The organism is Ruegeria atlantica (genome assembly GCF_001458195.1).
Classification (GTDB): Bacteria; Pseudomonadota; Alphaproteobacteria; order Rhodobacterales; family Rhodobacteraceae; genus Ruegeria; species Ruegeria atlantica.
In genome coordinates this window covers 251,985-274,905 of record NZ_CYPU01000071.1, presented here as the reverse complement: position 1 = coordinate 274,905, position 22,921 = coordinate 251,985, and the positions used below count along the sequence as shown (strand labels likewise).

Below are 22,921 nucleotides of genomic sequence, written 5' to 3'. Positions count from 1 at the left end.
ATGCCACTATGTAGGTGACAGATCGTGGCAAGTCCACAGCCCGGCCTAAGGGAAAGGATAACGCAGATGTACTTGTTCTTGGCATTTTTGTTGGTGCCCATCATCGAGATCGCCCTGTTCATTCAGGTCGGCGGCCTGATCGGACTGTGGCCGACGCTGGCGATAGTCGTTCTGACAGCCGTAATCGGCACGGTTTTGGTCAGGACACAAGGTCGCATGGCACTGGCCAATTTGCAGCGGTCCTTTGCTGAATTGGATGACCCGACCGAGCCTTTGGCCCATGGCGCGATGATCTTGCTGTCTGGTGTTTTGCTGCTAACGCCGGGATTTTTCACCGATGCCGTTGGCTTTGCACTGCTTGTTCCAGGTATTCGAGTGGCCGTATTCAAATACCTGAAATCCAAGGCGACCATCACGCATTTCCAGATGGGCACCGGCGCGCAGTTCCGCACTGGTCCCACCCAGTTTGATCAGGATGACGTGATCGACGGAGATTTTACTGAGGTTCGCCCGCGTCAGAACCCCTCAAAGCCATCCAAATGGGTCGAAGGTCCACCCCAGCATTGAGGTGCCGCGCCCAACTTGCTAAGCAGTGGCAAATTTCATTTTCGGAGTAGATCCATGGCTGACGAAAGCCCTGCAGAAAACACCGCGGCACAGACCGCCCCTCAGATCCAGATGCGCGTTCTGGGACAGTTCATTCGCGATATGTCTTTTGAAAACGTGATGGCGCAAAAAGGCGTGTCTGGTGACGTTCAGCCCGAGATTGCCGTTCAGGTGAACCTGGACGCCAAAAAGCGCCCGACCGAGCATCAGTACGAAGTCGCCGTCAAACTGAACCTGACCTCGAAAGCTAAGGGCATGGAAGACGTTCTGTTCCTGTGCGAGCTGGATTATTGCGGCCTGTTCCACATCGAAGGCGTGGCAGAAGACCAGTTGCACCCATTCCTGATGATCGAGTGCCCGCGCATGCTGTTCCCGTTCCTGCGCCGCATTGTCAGCGACATCACCCGTGACGGTGGTTTCCCGCCGGTCAACCTGGATAATATCGACTTTGTTGCGCTGTACCGTAACGAGCTGATGCGCCGTCAGGCCGAAACCGAAAAAACCGAAGCCTAATCGGTACGACCCGCGCCGGGCAAGGGCTCAGGCGCGGGTCCACAGGGCGTTTTCGCCCAGTTTTTCTACAAATGTCTCATGTGCCGCGCGTTCTTCTTCGGTAATTTTCGACGCCAGCGGCGTCGGGCGCGCAGCAGGCCGCCAATCGTCCCCTCCGCCACCGGCAGAAGCCGCGCTGGTGGACAGGCCAAAGTCGGGCTGTCGCCCGCCAATAAGCTCCAGATAAACCTCGGCCAGAATTTCCGAGTCCAGCAGCGCCCCGTGCAAAACACGGTTCGTATTGTCGATGTTGAACCGTCGACACAACGCATCCAATGATGCGGGCGATCCCGGAAACCGTTTGCGCGCAATCGCCAGCGTGTCCAGCGCCTGATCCATCGGCAGCTGCGGCAACCCCATCCATCTGAGTTCCGCATTCAGAAATTTCATATCGAACGAGGCGTTGTGGATCACCAGTTTGGAATCCTGAATGAAATCAAGGAAGCCCTGACCAACCTTGGCAAAAACCGGCTTGTCTTTCAGCGTGACTTCGCCCTTTTCCGGGGGGCGCGGAGTGTCCAGCAGGTCGGGGCCGATACCGTGCACGCCAAACGCCTCTTCGGGCATCGAACGCTCGGGGTTGATGTAAACGTGATAGGTCTCACCCGTGGCCATATGGTTCCACAGTTCGACTGCACCGATTTCAACGATCCGGTCACCGCTTTCGGGATCAAACCCCGTGGTTTCGGTATCGAGTACAATCTCACGCATCTGCCATCCCCGCCCGTATCTGTCTGACCACATCCTGAACCTGTGCGCGGGCGTGGTCCAGTGTGTCCGTCACGATCACAAAGTCCGACCGCGCGCATTTTTCGTCATTGGGCATCTGCTTGGCGCGGATCTGTTCGAACTGCGCCTCAGTCATCGTTCCGCGCTCCATCACACGTCGCTTTTGCTCGTCGGCCGGGACCTGAACACAAACAACCGCATCCATCGCCGCATTGCCGCCTGTTTCAAACAACAAAGGGATGTCGAAAACCAGAATGTCCGCCGTGGCGCTATCCCGAAAACCCGCCCGGTCGGCGGCCACCAAAGGGTGAACGATGCCTTCGATCACTTTCAATGTTGTTGGGTCCGCGGAAATGGTCTGTTTCAAGGCATCCCGACTAACCACGCCATCAACAATTGCCTCAGGAAACGCGTCGCGCATTGGTTTTACCGCAGCGCCGCCCCTTGAATACAGCCGATGCACAGCCGCATCCGCATCCCAAAGCGCACAGCCTTCATCCACGAACATCTGTGCCGTGGTGCTTTTGCCCATTCCGATCGAGCCTGTCAGGCCAAGTGCAAAGCTCATCCCAGCACCGTGGCGCGCAACTCATCCGTTACCTCGGGCCGTTTTCCAAACCAACGCTCAAAGCCCGGAACCGCCTGGTGCAGCAACATGCCCAGACCGTCAACTGTTGTGCACCCGGCCTCTTCGGCCGCTTGCAGAAGCTTGGTTTTCAGAGGGGCGTAGACAAGGTCGGTAACCACAGCACCCGGCTGCAAACCATCCAACGGCACACGCAATTCGGGCTGTCCCTGCATACCCAGAGATGTTGTGTTCACCACCAGCTCCGCATTCTCGATCACATTGCCGGCCTTGACCCAATCAACCACTGTAATGCGCGGCCCAAACTCTGCTTTCAATTGGTCGGCCCGGGCACGCGTGCGGTTGGTCAGCATGATCTCGGGCACTCCGGCATCTACCAGTGCCTGCAAAACGGCGCGCGCAGCTCCACCCGCGCCGAAGACCACGGCCGGCCCGTCCTGTGGGTTCCAGTCGGACGCCCCTGCAAGCAGGTTTTCCATAAATCCGTAGCCATCGGTGTTGTCTGCGTGGATCGAGCCATCAGGCTGAAAGACAAGTGTATTTGCCGCACCAATCTTTGCCGCCCGATCCGACACGTGATCCGCAATCTGCAATGCGGCTTCTTTATGGGGGACGGTTACATTTGCGCCGACATACCCGGCTTTGGGCAGGGTCCGCAGTACACTCTCCAAATCCTCGGGTGCGACGTCCATAGGGACATAGTGCCCGGGCAGCCCATAGGTCTTTAGCCAATGTCCATGCAGTTTAGGGGATTTTGAATGTCCAATCGGATGCCCAATCACGCCGGCCAATGGAATTTGGTTGTCCGTCATTGATCAATCATCCCTTTCACAGCCAGAAAATTCAGCAACTCCAACAGGGGCATACCCAAAACATTAAAATAGTCGCCGTCAATGGTCGCGAACAGGCGCACACCTTCTTCTTCAAGCTTATAAGCCCCGACCGCATGGCGAATGCTGTCCCAGTTGCGATCAACATAGTCGCGCAGATAGGCGTCCGAGCTCATCCGCATGCGCAGACGTACCTGACCAACGTGGCGCCAGATCGGTTCACCATTCTGATAGATCACGGCCGCAGACAACAGTATATGCCGCTTGCCCCGCATAGCCTTCAACTGCGCCAGCGCGTCTTCGGGTGTTTCCGGTTTCGACAAAAGCTGGCCATCGAAGTCCAGCACCTGATCACAGCCCAGAACCATCGCGCCTGGTTTCTTGTCACTAACCTTGCGGGCCTTCATTTCGGCCAAAGTGTCTGCGATATCCCGTGGTGGCGCGTTTTCGGCCAAAAGGGCGCGCTTTGCGGTGTCTTCGTCAACCCGCGCGGTTTGCACCGTGAACGGCACGCCCGCATTGCGCAAAAGCTGCGCGCGGATAGATGACCCCGAGGCGAGGATGATGGGGACAGACATGTGGAAAACCCCATGAGCAAATCGTTGAGCGTTCTAGGATGGTTTGTATGGTTTTCCGGTTGACACGCAACCCCGGGAATTTCGCCTGAAACTTCCCTGAGTCCTTCGAAGACCGTCCTTTTGGGACAAGGATAACTTTGCTGCGCGGGAAAACTGGGATTTCCTGTCTTACTCAACTAGTTATCCCCAGATAAGTTTGAATGATTTCAGTCTAAGATATTGAATCTTAATTATAAAAATTGAAATCAACAGAATCATCCATTCGCGGCACAATTCTATCCACCTGGGGAAAACACATGCGTAAAAAAGTAATCCACGGAATTTACTCACCCTACAAAACCATCATCCTTTTTCTTTTCCTATTTTTTTATTAGGGAGGGTTCCAACCAACGCTCGGAGCCAGAATGATCGATCTTCTTTTCACGATTTACCCGTGGGTGAAGTCATTGCACATCATGGCTGTGATCTCATGGATGGCAGGTTTGTTCTATTTGCCCAGACTATACGTCTATCACGTTGAGAAAGCCCAAAAGCTCGAAGGCGCAGAAACCATCTTCTTTGAGATGGAAGAGAAGCTGCTGCGTGTGATCATGCGCCCTGCGATGTATGTAGCGTGGCTCTGCGGGTTGATCATGGTGTTCACGCCCGGCATTGTCGGGTGGGAATGGTCCTGGCCCTGGATCAAGGGTGCTGCCGTAATAGGCATGACCTGGTTCCATCATTGGTTGATGGCGAGACGTAGGGATTTCCTGGAAGGCCGAAATAAGCTCACTGGGCGGCAGTTTCGCATGATGAACGAGGTTCCCACCGTTCTGATGGTTATCATCGTTCTGGCGGTCGTTGTGAAGTTCTGAGGGCCTGTTTGACTCCGACGGCCCGCGCGCTTATGTAGGGATCAACACGCCCGTCCGGGCGGCGTATCTTCCTTACTGAAATTCCACTTCGTGCCGCAATGTCAGCGGCGAAGGTATATATCATGTCCACTGAATCCCTGAATCTGGCCGACCTGAAGGCCAAAAGCCCCAAAGACCTTCTGGCGATGGCCGAAGAGCTGGAGATCGAAAACGCCTCGACCATGCGAAAAGGCGAGATGATGTTCCAGATTCTGCGCGAACGCGCGGATGAAGGCTGGACCGTTGGCGGCGACGGCGTGCTGGAAGTGCTGCAAGACGGCTTTGGCTTTCTGCGCTCGCCCGAGGCGAATTATTTGCCAGGTCCGGATGATATCTATGTCTCACCCGACATGATCCGCCAGCATTCCTTGCGCACCGGTGATACGGTCGAAGGGGATATCAAAGCGCCTGATGACAATGAGCGTTACTTTGCGCTGATCAAGGTCACCAAGATCAACTTTGAAGAACCGGAAAAAGCCAGACACAAGATCGCGTTTGACAACCTGACGCCGCTCTATCCCGATGAACGCCTGAAGATGGAGATCGAGGATCCCACCATCAAGGACAAGTCGGCCCGTGTGATTGATCTGGTGGCTCCTATCGGTAAAGGTCAGCGATCGCTGATTGTGGCGCCGCCGCGGACCGGTAAAACAGTGATCCTGCAGAACATCGCGCATTCGATCGAACAGAACCACCCAGAGTGCTATCTGATTGTTCTGCTGATCGACGAACGCCCCGAAGAGGTGACCGACATGCAGCGTTCGGTGAAGGGTGAAGTTGTGTCTTCAACTTTCGACGAACCCGCAACGCGCCACGTGGCTGTGTCTGAGATGGTGATCGAAAAAGCCAAGCGTTTGGTCGAGCATAAACGAGATGTTGTTATTCTTCTCGACTCGATCACAAGACTTGGTAGGGCCTTCAACACTGTGGTGCCATCGTCGGGTAAAGTTCTGACCGGTGGTGTGGACGCGAACGCTCTGCAACGGCCCAAGCGGTTCTTTGGTGCCGCGCGGAATATCGAAGAGGGTGGTTCGCTGACCATCATCGCCACCGCGCTGATCGACACGGGCAGTCGGATGGACGAAGTTATCTTCGAAGAATTCAAAGGCACCGGTAACTCGGAAATCGTTCTGGATCGCAAGATCGCAGATAAACGCGTGTTCCCGGCCATCGACATCCTCAAGTCCGGCACCCGGAAAGAGGATCTGCTGGTCGACAAGGGCGATCTGGCCAAGACATTCGTCTTGCGTCGTATCCTCAACCCGATGGGCACAACCGACGCGGTCGAGTTCCTGTTGTCCAAGTTGAAACAGACCAAGACGAACGGTGAGTTCTTCGATTCGATGAACACCTGACACAGGTCTTAAACGACGCGAGGCCTTCGAATGGATACGATATTCGCCTTGGCCAGCGCGCAAGGTAAAGCCGGGGTGGCGGTCATCCGCCTCTCGGGACCACACGCGCATTCCGCAGCTGCCAGCTTAACCGGAAGCCCGCTGCCATCTCGTGGCATGCGGGTCCATTCGCTGTGCGCCGCTGATGGCGCGCGGTTGGATGACGGGCTGGTTCTGACCTTTCAGGCCCCGGCCAGTTTTACCGGCGAAGACGTGGCCGAACTGCAGATCCATGGCAGCACAGCTTCGGTGAACGCAGTGATGCGATGCCTTTCCGATATGGACGGGCTGCGGCTGGCGGAGCCTGGTGAGTTCACCCGACGCGCGCTGGAAAACGGCAAGATGGACCTGACGCAGGTCGAAGGTCTTGCTGATCTGATTGATGCGGAAACCGAGGCGCAACGCAAACAAGCGCAGACTATTCTGGCTGGTGATTTAGGTGTTCTGGCGGAAAGGTGGCGACGCGATCTGATCCGTGCTGCATCCTTGCTGGAAGCCGTCATTGATTTCGCGGATGAGGACATTCCAAAAGACGTTACACCCGAGGTCAAATCCCTTGTGAAGGGCGTTATGGCTGATCTGCAACGTGAAGCAGATGGGGTAACGGTTGCAGAGCGAATTCGAACAGGGTTTGAAGTCGCGATTGTTGGTCTTCCGAATGCCGGAAAATCAACCTTGCTAAATGCTCTGGCAGGGCGAGAGGCGGCGATTACTTCGGAATATGCCGGAACTACTCGCGATGTGATCGAGGTTAGAATGGATCTTGCAGGACTTCCGGTCACGTTGCTGGACACCGCAGGATTGCGGGAAACTGAGGATCACGTCGAAAGCCTGGGAATTGAACTGGCTAGAAAGCGGGCGGATTCAGCTGATTTGCGTGTGTTCCTGACAGATGACCCGAAGGACCTGGGTGTTCAGATGATGAATGGCGATATACAGGTTTTGCCGAAATCTGATCTTCGAGATCCGTCCGAAGGTGGAATATCCGGAAAAACCGGGCAGGGTATTGATCAACTCATTTCCCAGATTTCGGATGTACTTAGTACCCGAACTACAAGCAGTGGTATTTCGACGCGGGAAAGGCACCGGGTTGCTTTGATCAAATCGCGGGAATCCCTGAGTTCTGCCATGGCGGTTCTGAAATCGGGTCCAGACTTGTATGATATCGCAGCAGAAGAATTACGCACGGCAATCCGTGCACTTGAAACCTTGGTTGGCAGAATCGGTGTTGAAGACCTTTTGGATGAGATCTTCTCGAGTTTCTGCCTGGGTAAGTAAGGAGTGTTTCACGTGAAACATTCAGATTTCGACGTGATTGTAATTGGCGCAGGCCATGCGGGTACCGAAGCAGCTCATGCGGCAGCGCGTATGGGTGTCAAGACAGCACTGGTCACTTTGTCCGCATCAGATATAGGTGTCATGTCCTGCAACCCGGCAATTGGTGGGCTGGGTAAAGGCCATTTGGTCCGTGAAATTGATGCCCTGGATGGTGTCATGGGACGTGTTGCCGATCAGGCCGGCATTCAATTCCGCTTGCTTAATCGACGCAAAGGACCAGCCGTTCAAGGTCCCAGAACACAGGCAGATCGTGCGCTGTACCGCGCGGCCATGCAGAAAGAGACGGAAAAACAGATAAATCTTTTCGTCGTTACCGGGGAAGTTGTCGATTTCCTGATGGACGGGAACCAAGTTTCAGGTGTGAAACTGGCCGACGGTTCTGAAATCAAGAGCAAAACGGTTATCCTGACGTCCGGAACCTTCTTGCGCGGTGTCATTCATATTGGTGATGTATCTCGGCCCGGCGGTCGTATGGGTGATCGCCCGTCAGTCAAATTGGCAGAACGGCTCGACAGTTTCGAGCTACCCCTGGGGCGTTTGAAAACAGGAACACCGCCGAGGCTGGATGGTCGGACGATTGATTGGAGTGATCTGGAACAGCAAGACGGGGATGATGACCCAACCTTGTTTTCATTCTTGTCAACAACGGTGATTGCCCCACAGATTTCCTGCGGAATCACGCATACAAACGCGCGGACGCACGAAATCATTGAAAAAAACTTGTCTCGATCTGCGATGTATGGCGGACATATTGATGGGGTGGGCCCCAGGTATTGCCCATCCATCGAGGACAAGATCGTACGTTTTGCTGATAAGGAATCACATCAGATTTTCCTGGAGCCCGAAGGCGTCGATGATCACACAATCTATCCAAACGGGATTTCGACCTCTTTACCTCAGGACGTGCAGCTTGAATATGTGCATTCAATCAAAGGCCTTGAGGCGGCAGAGATCCTGCAGCCTGGTTATGCGATTGAGTATGATTATGTGGATCCGCGTGTTTTGACATCGACTCTCGCGCTACCAGATGTCGAAGGACTATATCTAGCAGGGCAAATAAACGGAACCACAGGATATGAGGAGGCAGCTGCGCAAGGCTTGGTTGCGGGGTTCAATGCTGCGCTAAAGGTGCTTGGCCGGGAGCCACTACATTTTACACGTGCTGATAGCTATATCGGCGTGATGATCGACGACCTGACAACACGCGGTGTTGTGGAACCTTATCGCATGTTCACGTCACGCGCAGAATTCCGTTTATCACTACGTGCGGATAACGCAGACCAGCGCCTCACGCCAATTGGCTTGGATATCGGCTGTGTTGGCGGTGAGCGGAAGAGAGTGTTTACCCATAAAATGGAGAGGCTGTCCGCCACAAAGTCCCAACTTACAGAAAAGACCTTTACTCCCAAAGAAGTTCGGGCAGCTGGTATCAATGTCAATCAAGATGGAAACCGCAGGGACGGGATGGCTATTCTGGCATTCCCGGATGTTCACTTTGGTGATCTTGTTCCTCTGATGCCCGAGATTGAGAGTGTTGAGGAGGAGATTCGTCTGCAAGTAGAGCGGGACGCTTTGTACGCAAACTACATTGCCCGGCAACAAAAAGATGTTGAGGCGATGAAACGCGATGAATCTTATGAGATTCCACGGGGTTTCGACTATTTTGCGATGGAGGGGTTATCTTCTGAAATGAAGCAAAAGCTTTCAAATGCAAAGCCTGAGAACATTGCGCAGGCGGGGCGTGTCGAAGGAGTTACCCCTGCGGCACTGACGTTATTATTGGCTAAGCTTCGTCGCGATCAGAAGGTCCGCAAGGTATGAATGGGACCACTATTGATGATTTGGATGTTTCACGTGAAACATTCGAGCGTCTCACAATCTATGTGGAGCTTGTTTGGCGGTGGAACCCGAAGATTAATCTTGTTTCACGGAAAAGCTTGGATGACATCTGGGTTCGACACATAAAGGATTCCGTACAAGTTTATAGATGCGCAGGCCTATTCGAAAACTGGGTGGATTTGGGTAGCGGAGGCGGATTCCCCGGGATGGTTTGTGCCATAATGGCCATTGAAGACGCACCAGACGCTCAGTTCACCTTTATTGAAAGTGACCAACGAAAGTCCGCCTTTCTGCGCAACGTTGCACGCGAGTGCGGCGCGAAATGCACTGTTGTGTCCAAGCGAATCGAAGTGGTTGAACCATTGAGCGCAGATATCCTTTCTGCGCGGGCCCTTGCTGATCTTCCTACACTATTGTCCTTTTGCGACAGACATTTGAGCAAAAAGGGGCTGGCGCTGTTGCCGAAAGGCGAAAGGTGGAAAAAAGAGCTGGAAGAGGCGCAGGAAGAATGGAATTTCGACGTTGACCCGATTACAAGTTTAACTGAGCCTCAGGCCGTTATCCTTAAAATCAAAGGAGTATCACGTGGTTGATTTGTCTCGTCCCTCAGGGCCCCGGATTATTGCGGTAGCCAATCAGAAGGGCGGGGTTGGGAAAACCACAACAGCGATCAACCTTGCGGCCGGCCTGGCTGAGGCTGGATGCAAAGTGCTGGTTGTCGATCTTGATCCTCAGGGGAACGCGTCCACCGGGTTGGGGGTCGAGGATCGGGATTGGACGACGTATGACCTGATACTGGATGACGCGCCTTTAGAGGCGGTCGTTCAGGAAACCGAAATCGAGGGGTTGTTTGTTGTCCCGGCGACGGTTGATCTAAGCTCGGCGGATATTGAGCTGATATCCAATGAAAAACGCAGCTATCTGTTGCATGACGCACTGCGTCAAACCGCAATCGACAAGTTTGACCTGGATTTTGTGCTAATCGACTGCCCGCCTTCGTTAAACCTTCTGACCGTCAACGCTATGGTCGCCGCACATTCTGTCCTGGTGCCGTTGCAGAGTGAGTTCTTTGCGTTGGAAGGATTATCGCAATTGATGCTGACTATCCGAGAGGTGCGCCAGACTGCGAATCCGGACCTCAGAATCGAAGGTGTTGTGTTGACCATGTATGACAACCGCAACAACTTGTCCCGCCAGGTCGAAAAAGACGCGCGTGACAATCTGGGTGAGATGGTATTTAAAACCAAGATACCCAGAAATGTGCGGGTCAGCGAGGCTCCGTCTTACGCGTTGCCCGTTTTGCAATACGACTCGGGATCACTGGGGGCGATGGCTTACCGGCACCTGGCCCGGGAAGTCATGCACAAGAACAAGAAAGTCGCCGCCTAAGCGACAGTGAGGAGGGCACCGTGGCCGCCAAAAAAACAAAACCCAGAGGTTTGGGCCGGGGACTTTCCGCTTTGATGGCGGATGTGACGCAGGATACCGGGGGGCTTATGCCCACAGACCCGCGCCGTCCGGATATGAAAGTTCCGATTGAAAAACTGCGAGCGAACCCGAACCAGCCACGCAGAACCTTTCAGCAAGAGCGATTGGATGAACTTGCGGCCTCGGTCAAGGAAAAGGGCATCATTCAGCCGCTGATCGTGCGTGAGGTTCGCGGCGGCGACTATGAAATCGTGGCAGGCGAACGCCGCTGGCGTGCGGCTCAGATGGCGCAGCTGCATGATATCCCGGTTATTGTGCGGGATTTTGACGACACCGAAGTTCTGGAAGTCGCCATTATCGAGAATATTCAACGCGCAGACCTGAACGCTGTTGAAGAGGCCGCGGGTTACAAGCAGTTGATGGATCGTTTTGGCCATACACAGGAAAAGCTGGCCGAAGCACTGGGTAAAAGCCGCAGCCATATTGCGAACCTTTTGCGTTTGCTGTCGTTGCCGATGGACGTTCAGAAGCTTGTTGTTGAAGGAAAACTGTCTGCCGGTCATGCCCGGGCGCTGATCACAGCTGAAGACCCCTCTGAGCTGGCGAAGATCGTCGTCAAGGACGGGCTGAGCGTGCGTGCGACTGAAGCGCTGGTGAAAAAACAACAGCAGGAGGATGCTCCTCAGGCGGCGCCGCGGTCCAGAAATCTGAATGCTGGCAAGGATGCGGATACGCGCGCGTTGGAGAAGGATCTTTCGGCCATTCTGGCGATGAAAGTAGCCATCAACCACAAAGCGGGATCGGAAACGGGGCAGGTCGTGCTGACCTACGAAAACCTTGATCAATTGGACGATCTTTGCGCCAAGCTCAGCCGTTAGGGCGGGTCCAGATAAAAATCATAACCCCGCTAAGGACAACTGCCTGAATGATCAGGACGTGGCTTGGAAGCGCAAGAACGACAGACAATCCAAAAACGGCGGCAACCGACAGGGTGGCCGCCTTTTTTGCGGCCGGACGAATGGCGCCCGAGCGTTGCCAATCCAAGATCATCGGCCCGAAGGTTCCATGACTGACCAGCCAAGTGTGCAGTCGGGAGGAAGATCGGGCAAAAAAGAACGCGGCCAGCAAAAGAAACGGGACCGTCGGCAGCAGCGGCAACACAATGCCGACAACAGCCAACCCGACGCAGATCAATCCCATTGCGGCCCAGAGGTACTGCATCGTTTATCCCAATAACTCTCGAATGACCGCATTCAGGACTGCGCGACCATCTTTGGTGGCGATCAATCGGCCGTTTGATCGGTGTATCATACCCAGCTCTTCCAGGTCTCTCAGTTTGTTTTCTGGCAGTGTGAGATCGGAAAGTGCATTGAAACGATCAACATCTAGTCCTTCAGAAATTCTTATACCCATCATAAGGTATTCACTTGCCTGATCTTGCGTAGATAGCAATGATCTTTCTTTCTCGCCGTTTCCTTTTTCAACAGCACTGAGCCAGGCGTTGGGTGACAGATAGGTCTCTGTCGCTATCTTCTGGCCGTCCAGCGTAATACGCCCGTGCGCGCCGGGTCCGACACCGACGTAATCTCCGTAACGCCAATAGATCAAGTTGTGCCGGGATTCTGCCCCCGGACGGGCATGGTTGGAAACCTCATAGGCGGGCAGGCCGTGGGCTTCGCAGATCTCTTGTGTGGCCAGATACATGTCGGCGGCGTGGTCATCCTCGGGCAGTCCACGCAGCTTACCAACTGCATACCGGTCCCCAAAGGCGGTGCCTTCCTCAATCGTCAATTGATAGAGCGAGAGGTGATCGATGGCCATCGACAGCGCCTCGGTTAGTTCTGCTTGCCAGGCCTTAGGGGTTTGATGCTGACGTGCGTAAATCATGTCAAAGCTGACGCGGTCAAAGCAGTCGCGGGCGATATCAAATGCGGCGCGGGCCTCGGAGACCGTGTGGATACGACCCAATCGGCGCAGGTCCTCGTCATTCAGGGCCTGAACGCCCATGGAAACTCGGTTCACGCCTGCATCGCGATAGGCGGCAAACCGGCCTGCCTCGACTGATCCGGGGTTGGCCTCAAGCGTGACTTCCATGTCATTTGCGGGGCGCCAAAGCTTGCGCGCCTCGTCGATAATGGCTGCCACCGTTTCTGGTGCCATAAGGGACGGCGTGCCGCCACCAAAGAAGATCGTGCTTAAAACCCGATCTGGGGTTTCAGATGCCGAGCGGTGCAGTTCAGCTAAGTAATCTTTAAGCCATTGTTTTTGATCAATATTTTTCGAAACATGGCTGTTGAAATCGCAATAGGGGCACTTAGCCTCGCAAAAAGGCCAGTGCACATAGAGGCCGAAACCTCCATGCCGCCAGTCATCCACCGAAACAGCCTTGAACAAAGGCGTTTACGGCGCGTCCGCGATGGCTGATTTTGTGTTTTTCCGCCGGAATCATTTCCGCACAAGTCACATCGTGCCCGTCCGGTTGGAACATCGGGTCATAACCGAAGCCGTTTTCCCCACGGATGGGCCAGACAAGCTGACCGGGCATGACGCCCTCAAACACTTCGTCATGACCATCAGGCCAGGCCAGGACCAGCGTGCAGCGAAATTGTGCAGTGCGGGGATGAGGCGCCTGTGCGGCCTCGAGCTCATCATGTGCGCAGGTCATCGCCATCAGGAAATCGCGGCCATTGCCGGTTTCTGCCCAATCGGCGGTGTAGACACCGGGCGCGCCGTCCAGCGCGTCGATCGTGATTCCGGAATCGTCCGACAGGGCAGGCAGGCCGGTAGCTTGTGCCGCCGCATGGGCCTTGATCCGGGCGTTACCGACGAATGTATCTTCGGTTTCTTCCGGTTCCGGCAGGTTCATCTCTGCCGCGCCAACAACCTTCACACCGAAGGCCTCAAGGAGATGGGTCATCTCCTCAAGCTTGCCTTTGTTGTGCGTGGCCACCAGCAGCCTGTCGCCGTCGAACTTGCGGGTCATGCGGTGGCTGCCTTTTGGGCCGCAACCAGCTCACCCACGCCTTTTTCTGCCAGATCCATTAGCTGGTTCATTTGATCACGGCTGAAAACAGAGCCCTCGGCGCTCATCTGCACTTCGATCAGTTTGCCTGATCCGGTCATGATGAAGTTACCGTCAACGCCGGCTTCGCTGTCTTCGGGATAGTCCAGATCCAGGACAGGCTGGCCCGCGTAGATGCCGCAGGATACAGCGGCGACGGGATCGACCAGCGGGTCGGAAATGACGTCACCGGTTTTCATCAGCTTGTTCACGGCCAGACGCAGCGCCACCCAACCACCGGTGATCGAGGCGCAGCGGGTGCCGCCATCAGCCTGGATAACATCGCAGTCCACGGTGATCTGACGCTCACCCAATGCAACCCGATCCACGCCTGCGCGCAGCGAGCGACCGATCAGGCGTTGAATTTCTACGGTACGGCCGCCCTGCTTGCCACTGGCCGCCTCGCGCCGCATGCGGGTGTTTGTTGCGCGGGGCAACATACCGTATTCGGCAGTAACCCAACCCAGGCCCGAGCCCTTGATGAACGGCGGCACGCGATCCTCAATCGTGGCGGTGCACAGGACATGGGTATCGCCTATTTTGATCAGGCAGGAACCTTCGGCATGTTTGGTAAACCCCGTTTCGATTGAAACGGCGCGCATTTCGCTTAAGTCTCGTCCTGAGGGTCGCATGGATAATCCTTTGTTTGCTGGGTTGGGGATAACGTCCCCGTGCATTAGGATGCAACCCCGATTGACCTTTCAGATGTCTGCGATTTAATGCCAATCCAGCAGAGGATTGCCGATGAGCGAAGCAAGTAGAGTTCTGGACGATATGAATGACCGGTCACGCGAGGTGTTCCGGTTGATCGTCGAGAGCTATCTGGACAGCGGCGAACCGGTCGGAAGCCGCTCGCTGACTCGCACATTGTCGGAAAAGGTCAGCGCTGCCACCGTACGCAATGTGATGCAGGATCTCGAATTTTTGGGTCTTCTCGACAGCCCTCACGTCAGTGCGGGCCGTGTGCCCACGCAGATGGGTCTGCGGATGTTCGTCGATGGGTTGCTGGAAGTGGGTGATCTTGGTGTAGACGATCGGCAGAAGTTGGATGAAACACTAGGCTCTAACGCGGGTGATGTAGGCGGGATGCTGGACCGAGTTGGTTCGGCCTTGTCACACGTGACACATGGCGCATCGCTGGTTCTGACCCCCAAGCAAGAGTCCGAGATCAAGCATATTGAGTTCGTCTCGCTGGCCCATGACCGCGCTTTGGTGGTTCTGGTCTTTGCGGATGGGCATGTGGAAAACCGGCTATTCACGCCTCCGCCGGGTCAGACACCCAGTTCGATGCGCGAGGCGGCGAACTTTCTGAATTCCCTGATCGAAGGACGAACGCTCAGCGAAGTTCTGCGTCAGATGCAGACCAAGATTACCGCGCGCAGGCAGGAAATTGATGTATTGGCGCGCGAGATGGTCGAAAGCGGCATGGCGGCCTGGGATGGGGACGGGACAGACTCGGCCCGTTTGATCGTGCGCGGGCGGGCGAATCTGCTGGGTGAGCCAGGCGAAGCCGAGGAATTGGACCGAATCCGAACGTTGTTTGACGACCTGGAGCGAAAGCAAGACATTGCTGAATTCCTCGAATTGACCGAAGAAGGCGAGGGTGTGCGCATTTTTATCGGCTCTGAGAACAAACTTTTCTCACTTTCGGGTTCCTCTTTGGTGGTGTCTCCATATATGAACGCTGATCGAAAGATAATTGGTGCGGTTGGGGTCATCGGACCCACTCGTCTGAATTATGGGCGGATCGTGCCGATCGTGGATTATACGGCGCAACTGGTCGGCAAACTGATTTCCGACCGGAGCTAGAGGGTAAGAGATGGCAGAGCCCAAGAACGAAGAATTTCTGGACGATATCGCAGCCGCCGAGGCGGAAGAGCTGGCCGAGGAATTTGCTGAGATCAGTGAAGAAGCGCTGGAACTTGATGCGCTGCGTGCTGAGCGGGATGATTTCAAAGACAAGTTCATGCGCGCGCTGGCGGATGCGGAAAATGCGCGCAAGCGGGGTGACCGGGCGCGCCGCGATGCGGAACAATATGGCGGATCGAAACTGGCCCGCGACATGCTGCCAGTTTATGACAACATGAAACGTGCGCTTGAAGCCGCGACCGATGAGCAGAAAGAAGTGGCAGGACCCCTTCTGGAAGGCGTGGAACTGACCATGCGTGCGCTGAAGGACGTGTTCCAAAAGCATGGAATGGAAGTGATCACGCCCGAAGTTGGCGACCGGTTTGATCCCAACGTGCACGAAGCGATGTTCGAGGCCCCGGTGCCGGGTACCCGTGCAGGTGACATAATACAGGTGTCCGCAGAAGGCTTCATGTTGCATGATCGCCTGCTGCGGCCGGCGCAGGTTGGGGTGTCGTCTACTCCGGCAAGTTAATTGGCTTCGTTGAAGCCAAGCCTTGGGCGAGAGTATTTTTGAAAAGATGAAGGGGCGGTCAGGTTTTGGCCGCCTCTTTCAGTTTGTAGATCAGGTCGAGTGCTTCTCGCGGGGTAAGCTCATCCGGCAGAATATTGTCTAGCATGCCGGTTACCGGAGAAGCTTTGGGCGCTGGTGGTGGCGGTGGCGGGGCGGCTGAAAACAAAGGCAGATCGTCGATCAGGGTCTTTTGCTTCCCCCCTTCACGTTCGGTTTTTTCAAGTTGGTCCAGCACGATACGAGCACGTTCAACGACTGAAGCTGGCAGTCCTGCCAATTGGGCGACCTGGACACCATAGGACCTGTCAGCCGCGCCTTTGTGGACTTCGTGCAGGAAGATCACCTCGCCTTCCCATTCTTTGACAGCAACGGTGGCGTTTTCCACGCCTTCCAGTTTGCCGGCAAGTGCGGTGAGTTCATGGTAATGGGTTGCGAACAGGGCGCGGCATTTGTTGGAGGCGTGCAGATGTTCCAGCGTGGCCCAGGCGATGGACAGGCCATCATAGGTGGCCGTGCCGCGACCTATTTCATCAAGAATAACAAGAGCGCGGTCATCAGCCTGATTGAGGATGGCGGCGGTTTCGACCATTTCGACCATGAAGGTCGAGCGTCCGCGGGCCAAATCATCCGAAGCTCCGACGCGGCTGAACAGTTGGCTGACTAGCCCGACATGCGCCTGTTCCGCAGGCACGTAACTGCCCATCTGGGCAAGCAGGGCAATCAGGGCATTCTGGCGTAGGAAGGTCGATTTACCGGCCATGTTGGGACCTGTCAGCAGCCAGATCGCCGCGCCTTTATCAGCACTGAGATCGCAGTCATTGGCGATGAAGGCGTCGCCGTTTTGCTGGCGCAATGCCTGTTCGACCACCGGGTGTCTTCCGCCCTGAACATCGAACGCGCGCGAGGCATCAACCTGTGGGCGGCACCAATTCTCACCACGCGCCAGATCGGCCAGAGCAGTGGTCAGATCCAGTTCAGCCAAACCGCGCGCGGCTTGGTTGAGCCGTGCGGCCTTATCCAGAATTTCACCAGAAAGCCTTGCATAGAGCCGCTTTTCTACCTCAAGTGCCAAGTTTCCGGCGTTTAGAATGCGGGCCTCGATCTCGGACAGCTCCATTGTCGTGAACCGGACTTGGTTGGCGGTTGTTTGGCGGTGGATATAGGTCTCCGAAAATGGAAGATTCAGCATTTTGTCGGCATGGGTAGCCGTTGTTTCGATGAAATAGCCCAGCACATTGTTATGCTTGATCTTGAGCGACGTGATGCCGGTGTGTTCTGCATATTTCTGCTGAAACCCGGCAATGACGGAACGACCTTCGTCGCGTAGGGTGCGGGCTTCGTCCAGTTCGGCATCATAACCCGGGGCGATGAACCCGCCATCCCGGGCCAGCAATGGGGGTTCGGCCACAAGCGCTTCGTCAAGCAGGTTCAGCAGGTCGTCAAATCCGACCAGATTTTGCAGGGCGGTGGCTAGGACAACCGGCAGGTCTTGACTCGCGCAGAGTTCAGCGATTGCGGCGGCCTGTGTCAGGCCGTTGCGAATGGCGGTCAGATCCCGCGGGCCACCCCGATCCAGTGACAGGCGGGACAGCGCCCGGTCCAGATCTGGGGTTTTGCGCAAAGCCTCGCGCAGGTCTGATGTGATCAGGCTGTCTTCGGCCGCAAAAGTTACAGCATCCAGCCGCCCATGGATGATATCCAGATTGCGGGATGGGCTGGAAAGTCGTTGATCCAATAGCCTTGCGCCACCCGGTGTGACAGTACGATCCATCACAGATAGCAGCGAACCAGCGCGGCCACCGGACAGGGATCGGGTCAGTTCCAGATTGCGCCGTGTGGCGGCGTCGATCTGAATGACTCGGTCCTCGGATTCTTTCAATGGGGTTTGCAGAAGCGGCAGTTTACCCTTTTGCGTGATTTCCAGATAGTCGATCAGTGCGCCCATGGCCGAGATTTCGGCGCGGCCAAAACTGCCGAACGCGTCCAGTGCGCCCACGTGAAACAGCCCGCAGATGCGCTTTTCCGCCGCAGTGCTGTCGAAGCTGGCACGCCCGATTGGGGTCAGCGAGATACCCAGATCCATAACGGGTTCGTTCAGTTTGTCCTGCACACCATCGGCCACGATCAACTCGGATGGTGCCAGCCGGGCCAGTTCGGGACTGAGGCGCACTGAGGTCAAAGGCATCACGTGAAGTGCGCCAGTTGAGATATCGGCCCAAGCCAGCGCGGCCTCGTCGCGAACCTCGGCATAGGCGGCCAGGAAGTTGTGGCGGCGTGCCTCAAGCAGGGCATCTTCGGTCAACGTCCCAGGTGTCACCAGACGCACAACATCGCGCTTTACAACTGATTTAGAGCCTCTTTTCTTGGCTTCAGCCGGGCTTTCCATCTGTTCGCAGACGGCTACGCGAAACCCTTTTCGGATCAGCGTCAGCAGATACCCCTCGGCCGCATGGACCGGTACGCCGCACATCGGAATATCGGTGTCGTTGTGCTTTCCGCGTTTGGTCAAGGCGATGTCCAGCGCTTCGGCGGCGTTGACGGCGTCCTGAAAGAACATCTCGTAAAAGTCGCCCATGCGGTAAAACAGCAAGGCATCGGCATGCGCCTCTTTGATTTCGAGATATTGCGCCATCATCGGCGTGACTGTGGACAAGGCTGACCCCTTTTGGCGTATTCCGGTCGCGACCTTACAAATCCACCCATCTCGACGAAAGGTGAAAAGTATTCTCGTTGAGGCGCGCGCCTGCCTGCGCTATGAGGCAAAAGTCCCGCAGATGTAAAGAAACGACCCATCACATGCCCAAAGCGAAGATCACCAAAGAAGAGGCGCTGGCCTTTCACCTCGACCCGACACCCGGCAAGTGGGAGGTTCAGGCCACCGTTCCCATGACCACGCAGCGCGACCTGTCGCTGGCCTACAGCCCCGGTGTGGCGGTTCCGTGCGAAGCTATCGCCGAAAACCCAGAGACTGCTTACGACTACACCAACAAGGGCAATCTGGTTGCGGTGATCTCGAACGGCACGGCGGTTCTGGGCCTTGGAAATCTGGGTGCGCTGGGTTCGAAGCCGGTGATGGAGGGCAAATCAGTCCTGTTCAAACGGTTCGCTGATGTGAACTCGATCGATATCGAACTGGATACCGAGGACCCGGACGAATTCTGCCGCGCCGTGCGTCTGATGGGACCGACCTTTGGTGGTATCAACCTGGAAGACATCAAGGCGCCTGAGTGTTTCATCATCGAACAGCGCCTGAAGGAAGAGATGGATATCCCTGTCTTCCACGACGACCAGCACGGCACGGCCGTGATCTGTGCGGCGGGTCTGCTGAATGCGCTGCGTATCTCGGGCAAAAAGATCGAAGACGTGAAAATCGTCCTGAATGGCGCGGGCGCTGCGGGTATCGCCTGTATCGAGCTGCTCAAGTCGATGGGTGCAAAACACGAGAACTGCATCGTCTGCGACACCAAGGGCGTGATCTACCAAGGCCGAACCGAGGGCATGAACCAGTGGAAATCCGCCCACGCGATCACCACCGAGTTGCGCACATTGGAAGAGGCGATGAGGGGCGCGGACGTGTTCCTTGGCGTGTCGGTCAAAGGCGCGGTGACGCAGGATATGGTTGCCAGCATGGCGGACAATCCCGTGATTTTTGCCATGGCGAACCCAGATCCTGAGATCACGCCGGAAGAGGCGCATGAGGTTCGTGTTGATGCCATCGTCGCCACCGGGCGCAGCGATTATCCGAACCAGGTGAACAACGTTCTGGGTTTCCCTTACCTGTTCCGCGGCGCGCTGGACATTCACGCCCGCGCTATCAATGACGAGATGAAGATCGCCTGTGCCCATGCACTGGCCAATCTGGCGCGCGAGGATGTGCCGGATGAGGTCGCCATGGCCTATGGCAAATCTCTGACTTTTGGCCGGGATTACATTATCCCGACGCCGTTCGACCCACGCCTGATTCACCGTATTCCGCCCGCCGTGGCAAGGGCCGGGATGGACACTGGGGCAGCCCGCCGCCCGATCATCGACATGGACGCCTATGAGCTGAGCCTGAAATCCCGCATGGACCCGACCGCCAGCATCCTGCGCGGCCTGAACGCCCGCGCACGTCAGGCGCAAAGCCGGATGATCTTTGCCGAAGGCGACGATCCACGCGTCTTGCGCGCGGCGGTGATGTATCAGCGATCGGGCTTTGGCAAGGCGCTGGTTGTTGGTCGTCCAGACGATGTAAAGGAAAAGCTGGAAGCCGCCGGTCTGGAGGACGCGGTGCGCGAGCTGGAGGTGATTAACGCCTCCACAACCACGCATCTCGAAGCCTATAAGGATTTCCTTTACAAGCGTCTGCAGCGCAGTGGTTTTGATCGCAAGGATATCCATCGTCTGGCCGCGCGGGATCGCCATGTGTTCTCTTGCCTGATGTTGGCGCATGGTCACGCCGATGGCATGGTCACCGGTGCAACGCGGAAATCGGCACATGTGCTGGAGCGCATCAATCATGTGTTTGACGCGGATGCCGAACATGGGGCCGTTGGTGTGACGGCGCTGTTGCACAAGGGTAAGATCGTTCTGATTGGTGACACGCTGGTCCATGAATGGCCGAATGAGCATGACCTGGCCAATATCGCCGAACGCTCGGCCTCGATCGCGCGGCATTTGGGGCTGGACCCACGCGTTGCCTTTGTCAGCTTTTCCACCTTCGGCTATCCGGTATCTGAGCGGGCTGAGAAAATGCATGTTGCGCCCGAGATTCTGGATAAGCGAGGCGTCGATTTCGAATATGATGGCGAGATGACCGTGGATGTGGCGCTGAACGTGGAACAGCAGGAGGCTTATCCCTTCTCGCGTCTGACGGGCCCGGCGAATATCCTGATTGTTCCAGCACGGCATTCGGCCTCGATCTCGACCAAGCTGATGCAAGAGATGGGTGGCGCGAACGTCATTGGCCCGATCCTGACCGGTGTCGATAAGCCGATTCAGATCTGTTCGACCGGCTCGACAGCAAATGACATTCTGAACATGGCCATTCTGGCCTCTTGCGATATTGGATAAACCGTGACGATCTGGAACCTAGGCTCGATCAATGCGGACATGATCTATGCCCTGCCGCATCTGCCCACTGCTGGTGAAACCCTGGCCGCTTCGAACTTGGAGCGGTTTTTGGGTGGCAAAGGGGCCAACATGTCCGTTGCAGCGGCGCGTGCCGGATCGCGTGTGGCGCATATCGGCGGCGTGGGATCTGACGGGCGCTGGGCGCGGGACCGTATGACTGAATACGGCGTCGACACCCGGTTCATCGCCGAGGTCGACGCGCCCACAGGTCACGCGATCATTGCGGTGGACAAGCAGGGTGAGAACCAAATCATACTGTATCCCGGCGCGAACCACGCCATCGAGCAGGATCAGCTGGGACAGGCCTTATCGCAGGCTGTTCCCGGTGATCTGCTGGTTATGCAGAACGAGACCAACGCCCAGGTCGAGGCCGCCCGCATGGGCCGTGATCTTGGACTGACCGTCTGCTATGCCGCCGCGCCGTTTCAGGCTGATGCCGTGCAGGCGGTGCTGCCTTATCTGGACTTCCTGATCCTGAATGAGGTCGAAGCAGAACAGCTGCGCGAAAGTACGGGTCAATCCGTCGCTGAATTGCCTGTTAAGCATGTACTGGTCACGTTGGGGTCTAAAGGCGCGCGCTACCTACCCAAGGATGGTGAGGCACTTGAGATTTCGGCACACAAAGTAAAAGCCGTGGACACGACCGGCGCGGGGGATACCTTTACCGGTTACGTTCTGGCCGGAATGGATCGCGGGTTGCCGATGCCGCAGGCGATTGCACAAGCAAATCGTGCCGCGGCCCTGATGGTCACGCGGCACGGCACGGCGGATGTTATTCCCGACCTCAAAGAGGTGCTGGAAGCCCGGTTCGGTTAGGATCCGGCGAATGGTGCGTTGCTACCCCAGAGCTGCTTGACGCGCGCATCCCGACCGCAGGCTTTGCGGTAGGCTTTGTATGCGTTTTTCTGGCGTTTCGGACCAAAGCGGGTGAGCACCAGCTTGTCGCCCTTATAGTAATCCTGATGGTAAGCTTCGGCCGGGTAAAAGGTGCCCGCGTTCAAGATGGGGGTAACTACGGTTTGACCCAGCGCCTGCTGCGCATTGGCTTTGGCTTTCTGCGCCAACGCCTTTTCGCCTGTGTTAGAGACAAAAACAGCAGTGCGATAGCTGTTGCCGCGATCACAGAATTGGCCACCCGCATCGGTTGGATCAACGGAACGGAAGAACATGCTCAGCAGTGTTTCACGGGAAACCCGCGAAGAGTCGAAGGTGATCTGAACAGCCTCGTAATGTCCGGTGCCACCTTTCGTCACTTGGTCATAAGTCGGATTGGCAGTCTTACCGCCGGTAAAGCCGGATACGGCGCCAATCACGCCGGGAACCGATTCAAAATCGGATTCAACACACCAAAAACACCCTCCGGCGACGGTCAGGGTTTCAGTGCCGGCAGCTGGCGCGGGCAGGGCACGCAGCATCGCGGCCAGTGTGATCAGGACAAACAGAAGCGACGGTTTAACGAAACAGAGGTATGTGGTCCGGGTCATGGCAGATCTCCTTCTGAGATCAGGCTGCCCCTACTTTTCTGCCGTTGCAATCCGCTGACATGGTTTGTC

At 56.1% G+C, this 22,921-nt stretch carries 23 protein-coding genes; 13 read left to right on the top strand and 10 right to left on the bottom strand.

Annotated elements, in window-relative coordinates; translation table 11 throughout:
• Positions 1–66: 66 nt before the first annotated feature.
• Positions 67–567 (top strand): FxsA family protein, encoded by a 501-nt coding sequence (locus tag RUA4292_RS20555; protein WP_058279272.1) that lies wholly within the window; start codon positions 67–69, stop codon positions 565–567.
• Between the two features lie 54 nt (positions 568–621).
• Positions 622–1,119, top strand: a complete 498-nt coding sequence (secB, locus tag RUA4292_RS20550) for a protein-export chaperone SecB (RefSeq protein WP_058275145.1) — start codon at positions 622–624, stop codon at positions 1,117–1,119.
• 27 nt (positions 1,120–1,146) lie between these two features.
• Here secB and dnaQ read toward each other — a convergent pair whose 3' ends face one another.
• Genes dnaQ through RUA4292_RS20530 form a run of 4 tightly spaced genes read right to left on the bottom strand, consistent with a single transcriptional unit; the run spans position 1,147 to position 3,881 of the window.
• A complete protein-coding gene (gene dnaQ / locus RUA4292_RS20545) occupies positions 1,147–1,869 on the bottom strand; it encodes a DNA polymerase III subunit epsilon (protein ID WP_058279271.1) in 723 nt (240 codons plus the stop codon).
• Entirely contained in the window at positions 1,862–2,455 is a 594-nt protein-coding gene (gene coaE / locus RUA4292_RS20540) for a dephospho-CoA kinase (RefSeq protein WP_058279270.1), read from the bottom strand. The genes dnaQ and coaE overlap by 8 nt, the downstream gene beginning before the upstream one ends.
• Positions 2,452–3,285: a shikimate dehydrogenase gene (locus tag RUA4292_RS20535; RefSeq protein ID WP_058279269.1), complete on the bottom strand. Its 834-nt coding sequence runs from the start codon at positions 3,283–3,285 to the stop codon at positions 2,452–2,454. Before RUA4292_RS20535 ends, coaE begins: the two co-directional genes overlap by 4 nt.
• Positions 3,282–3,881, bottom strand: coding sequence for a Maf family protein (locus RUA4292_RS20530; protein ID WP_058279268.1), 600 nt, complete (start codon positions 3,879–3,881; stop codon positions 3,282–3,284). The genes RUA4292_RS20535 and RUA4292_RS20530 overlap by 4 nt, the downstream gene beginning before the upstream one ends.
• Positions 3,882–4,285: 404 nt before the next feature.
• On the opposite strand from RUA4292_RS20530, the gene RUA4292_RS20525 reads away from it, so the two are divergent.
• The 7 genes from RUA4292_RS20525 to RUA4292_RS20495 all read left to right on the top strand — a co-directional run bounded on the left by RUA4292_RS20525 (position 4,286) and on the right by RUA4292_RS20495 (position 11,651).
• Entirely contained in the window at positions 4,286–4,735 is a 450-nt protein-coding gene (locus RUA4292_RS20525) for a CopD family protein (protein ID WP_058279267.1), read from the top strand.
• Between the two features lie 122 nt (positions 4,736–4,857).
• Positions 4,858–6,129, top strand: coding sequence for a transcription termination factor Rho (gene rho / locus RUA4292_RS20520; RefSeq protein ID WP_058275260.1), 1,272 nt, complete (start codon positions 4,858–4,860; stop codon positions 6,127–6,129).
• A 30-nt stretch (positions 6,130–6,159) separates the two neighbouring features.
• The gene (mnmE, locus tag RUA4292_RS20515; RefSeq protein WP_058279266.1) at positions 6,160–7,446 is read left to right on the top strand and encodes a tRNA uridine-5-carboxymethylaminomethyl(34) synthesis GTPase MnmE; all 1,287 of its coding nucleotides are present in this window, start codon (positions 6,160–6,162) and stop codon (positions 7,444–7,446) included.
• A gap of 12 nt (positions 7,447–7,458) precedes the next feature.
• The gene (gene mnmG, locus RUA4292_RS20510; RefSeq protein WP_058279371.1) at positions 7,459–9,327 is read left to right on the top strand and encodes a tRNA uridine-5-carboxymethylaminomethyl(34) synthesis enzyme MnmG; all 1,869 of its coding nucleotides are present in this window, start codon (positions 7,459–7,461) and stop codon (positions 9,325–9,327) included.
• A complete protein-coding gene (gene rsmG / locus RUA4292_RS20505; protein WP_058279265.1) occupies positions 9,324–9,938 on the top strand; it encodes a 16S rRNA (guanine(527)-N(7))-methyltransferase RsmG in 615 nt (204 codons plus the stop codon). Before mnmG ends, rsmG begins: the two co-directional genes overlap by 4 nt.
• The gene (locus tag RUA4292_RS20500) at positions 9,931–10,734 is read left to right on the top strand and encodes a ParA family protein (RefSeq protein ID WP_058279264.1); all 804 of its coding nucleotides are present in this window, start codon (positions 9,931–9,933) and stop codon (positions 10,732–10,734) included. The genes rsmG and RUA4292_RS20500 overlap by 8 nt, the downstream gene beginning before the upstream one ends.
• Before the next feature lie 20 nt (positions 10,735–10,754).
• A complete protein-coding gene (locus RUA4292_RS20495) occupies positions 10,755–11,651 on the top strand; it encodes a ParB/RepB/Spo0J family partition protein (RefSeq protein ID WP_058279263.1) in 897 nt (298 codons plus the stop codon).
• Here the strand turns inward: RUA4292_RS20495 and RUA4292_RS20490 are convergent.
• Genes RUA4292_RS20490 through rph form a run of 4 tightly spaced genes read right to left on the bottom strand, consistent with a single transcriptional unit; the run spans position 11,641 to position 14,466 of the window.
• Positions 11,641–11,994, bottom strand: a complete 354-nt coding sequence (locus RUA4292_RS20490) for a YbaN family protein (RefSeq protein WP_058279262.1) — start codon at positions 11,992–11,994, stop codon at positions 11,641–11,643. The two genes, RUA4292_RS20495 and RUA4292_RS20490, sit on opposite strands and share 11 nt — an antisense overlap.
• Before the next feature lie 3 nt (positions 11,995–11,997).
• Entirely contained in the window at positions 11,998–13,149 is a 1,152-nt protein-coding gene (gene hemW / locus RUA4292_RS20485) for a radical SAM family heme chaperone HemW (RefSeq protein WP_058279261.1), read from the bottom strand.
• Complete coding sequence (rdgB, locus tag RUA4292_RS20480) at positions 13,142–13,756, bottom strand: RdgB/HAM1 family non-canonical purine NTP pyrophosphatase (RefSeq protein ID WP_058279260.1); 615 nt, start codon at positions 13,754–13,756, stop codon at positions 13,142–13,144. The genes hemW and rdgB overlap by 8 nt, the downstream gene beginning before the upstream one ends.
• The gene (gene rph / locus RUA4292_RS20475) at positions 13,753–14,466 is read right to left on the bottom strand and encodes a ribonuclease PH (protein ID WP_058279370.1); all 714 of its coding nucleotides are present in this window, start codon (positions 14,464–14,466) and stop codon (positions 13,753–13,755) included. The genes rdgB and rph overlap by 4 nt, the downstream gene beginning before the upstream one ends.
• 112 nt (positions 14,467–14,578) lie before the next feature.
• On the opposite strand from rph, the gene hrcA reads away from it, so the two are divergent.
• Both hrcA and RUA4292_RS20465 read left to right on the top strand, forming a co-directional pair.
• Positions 14,579–15,643 (top strand): heat-inducible transcriptional repressor HrcA, encoded by a 1,065-nt coding sequence (hrcA, locus tag RUA4292_RS20470; RefSeq protein ID WP_058279259.1) that lies wholly within the window; start codon positions 14,579–14,581, stop codon positions 15,641–15,643.
• A 10-nt stretch (positions 15,644–15,653) separates the two neighbouring features.
• On the top strand, positions 15,654–16,217 hold the full coding sequence (locus RUA4292_RS20465; protein WP_058275130.1) for a nucleotide exchange factor GrpE: 564 nt from the start codon (positions 15,654–15,656) through the stop codon (positions 16,215–16,217).
• 58 nt (positions 16,218–16,275) lie between these two features.
• Here RUA4292_RS20465 and mutS read toward each other — a convergent pair whose 3' ends face one another.
• Positions 16,276–18,891, bottom strand: a complete 2,616-nt coding sequence (gene mutS / locus RUA4292_RS20460; RefSeq protein ID WP_058279258.1) for a DNA mismatch repair protein MutS — start codon at positions 18,889–18,891, stop codon at positions 16,276–16,278.
• A 161-nt stretch (positions 18,892–19,052) separates the two neighbouring features.
• On the opposite strand from mutS, the gene RUA4292_RS20455 reads away from it, so the two are divergent.
• Both RUA4292_RS20455 and RUA4292_RS20450 read left to right on the top strand, forming a co-directional pair.
• Positions 19,053–21,308 carry an NADP-dependent malic enzyme gene (locus RUA4292_RS20455; protein WP_058279257.1) on the top strand — a complete coding sequence of 752 codons (2,256 nt, stop codon included), beginning with the start codon at positions 19,053–19,055 and terminating at the stop codon, positions 21,306–21,308.
• A 3-nt stretch (positions 21,309–21,311) separates the two neighbouring features.
• Complete coding sequence (locus RUA4292_RS20450; RefSeq protein ID WP_058279256.1) at positions 21,312–22,184, top strand: ribokinase; 873 nt, start codon at positions 21,312–21,314, stop codon at positions 22,182–22,184.
• On the opposite strand, the gene msrA is transcribed toward RUA4292_RS20450, so the two are convergent.
• Complete coding sequence (gene msrA, locus RUA4292_RS20445) at positions 22,181–22,852, bottom strand: peptide-methionine (S)-S-oxide reductase MsrA (RefSeq protein WP_058279255.1); 672 nt, start codon at positions 22,850–22,852, stop codon at positions 22,181–22,183. The two genes, RUA4292_RS20450 and msrA, sit on opposite strands and share 4 nt — an antisense overlap.
• Positions 22,853–22,921: the final 69 nt, after the last annotated feature.

Coding starts and splice junctions, on each gene's coding strand:
- mutS (WP_058279258.1), bottom strand. CDS start 18,891: ATGATGGCGCAATATCTCGAAATCAAAGAGGCGCATGCCGATGCCTTG.
- rph (WP_058279370.1), bottom strand. CDS start 14,466: ATGCGACCCTCAGGACGAGACTTAAGCGAAATGCGCGCCGTTTCAATC.
- RUA4292_RS20490 (WP_058279262.1), bottom strand. CDS start 11,994: ATGCAGTACCTCTGGGCCGCAATGGGATTGATCTGCGTCGGGTTGGCT.
- msrA (WP_058279255.1), bottom strand. CDS start 22,852: ATGACCCGGACCACATACCTCTGTTTCGTTAAACCGTCGCTTCTGTTT.
- RUA4292_RS20525 (WP_058279267.1), top strand. CDS start 4,286: ATGATCGATCTTCTTTTCACGATTTACCCGTGGGTGAAGTCATTGCAC.
- rsmG (WP_058279265.1), top strand. CDS start 9,324: ATGAATGGGACCACTATTGATGATTTGGATGTTTCACGTGAAACATTC.
- coaE (WP_058279270.1), bottom strand. CDS start 2,455: ATGAGCTTTGCACTTGGCCTGACAGGCTCGATCGGAATGGGCAAAAGC.
- RUA4292_RS20535 (WP_058279269.1), bottom strand. CDS start 3,285: ATGACGGACAACCAAATTCCATTGGCCGGCGTGATTGGGCATCCGATT.
- mnmE (WP_058279266.1), top strand. CDS start 6,160: ATGGATACGATATTCGCCTTGGCCAGCGCGCAAGGTAAAGCCGGGGTG.
- rdgB (WP_058279260.1), bottom strand. CDS start 13,756: ATGACCCGCAAGTTCGACGGCGACAGGCTGCTGGTGGCCACGCACAAC.
- hrcA (WP_058279259.1), top strand. CDS start 14,579: ATGAGCGAAGCAAGTAGAGTTCTGGACGATATGAATGACCGGTCACGC.
- secB (WP_058275145.1), top strand. CDS start 622: ATGGCTGACGAAAGCCCTGCAGAAAACACCGCGGCACAGACCGCCCCT.
- RUA4292_RS20455 (WP_058279257.1), top strand. CDS start 19,053: ATGCCCAAAGCGAAGATCACCAAAGAAGAGGCGCTGGCCTTTCACCTC.
- RUA4292_RS20465 (WP_058275130.1), top strand. CDS start 15,654: ATGGCAGAGCCCAAGAACGAAGAATTTCTGGACGATATCGCAGCCGCC.
- RUA4292_RS20555 (WP_058279272.1), top strand. CDS start 67: ATGTACTTGTTCTTGGCATTTTTGTTGGTGCCCATCATCGAGATCGCC.
- dnaQ (WP_058279271.1), bottom strand. CDS start 1,869: ATGCGTGAGATTGTACTCGATACCGAAACCACGGGGTTTGATCCCGAA.
- RUA4292_RS20530 (WP_058279268.1), bottom strand. CDS start 3,881: ATGTCTGTCCCCATCATCCTCGCCTCGGGGTCATCTATCCGCGCGCAG.
- rho (WP_058275260.1), top strand. CDS start 4,858: ATGTCCACTGAATCCCTGAATCTGGCCGACCTGAAGGCCAAAAGCCCC.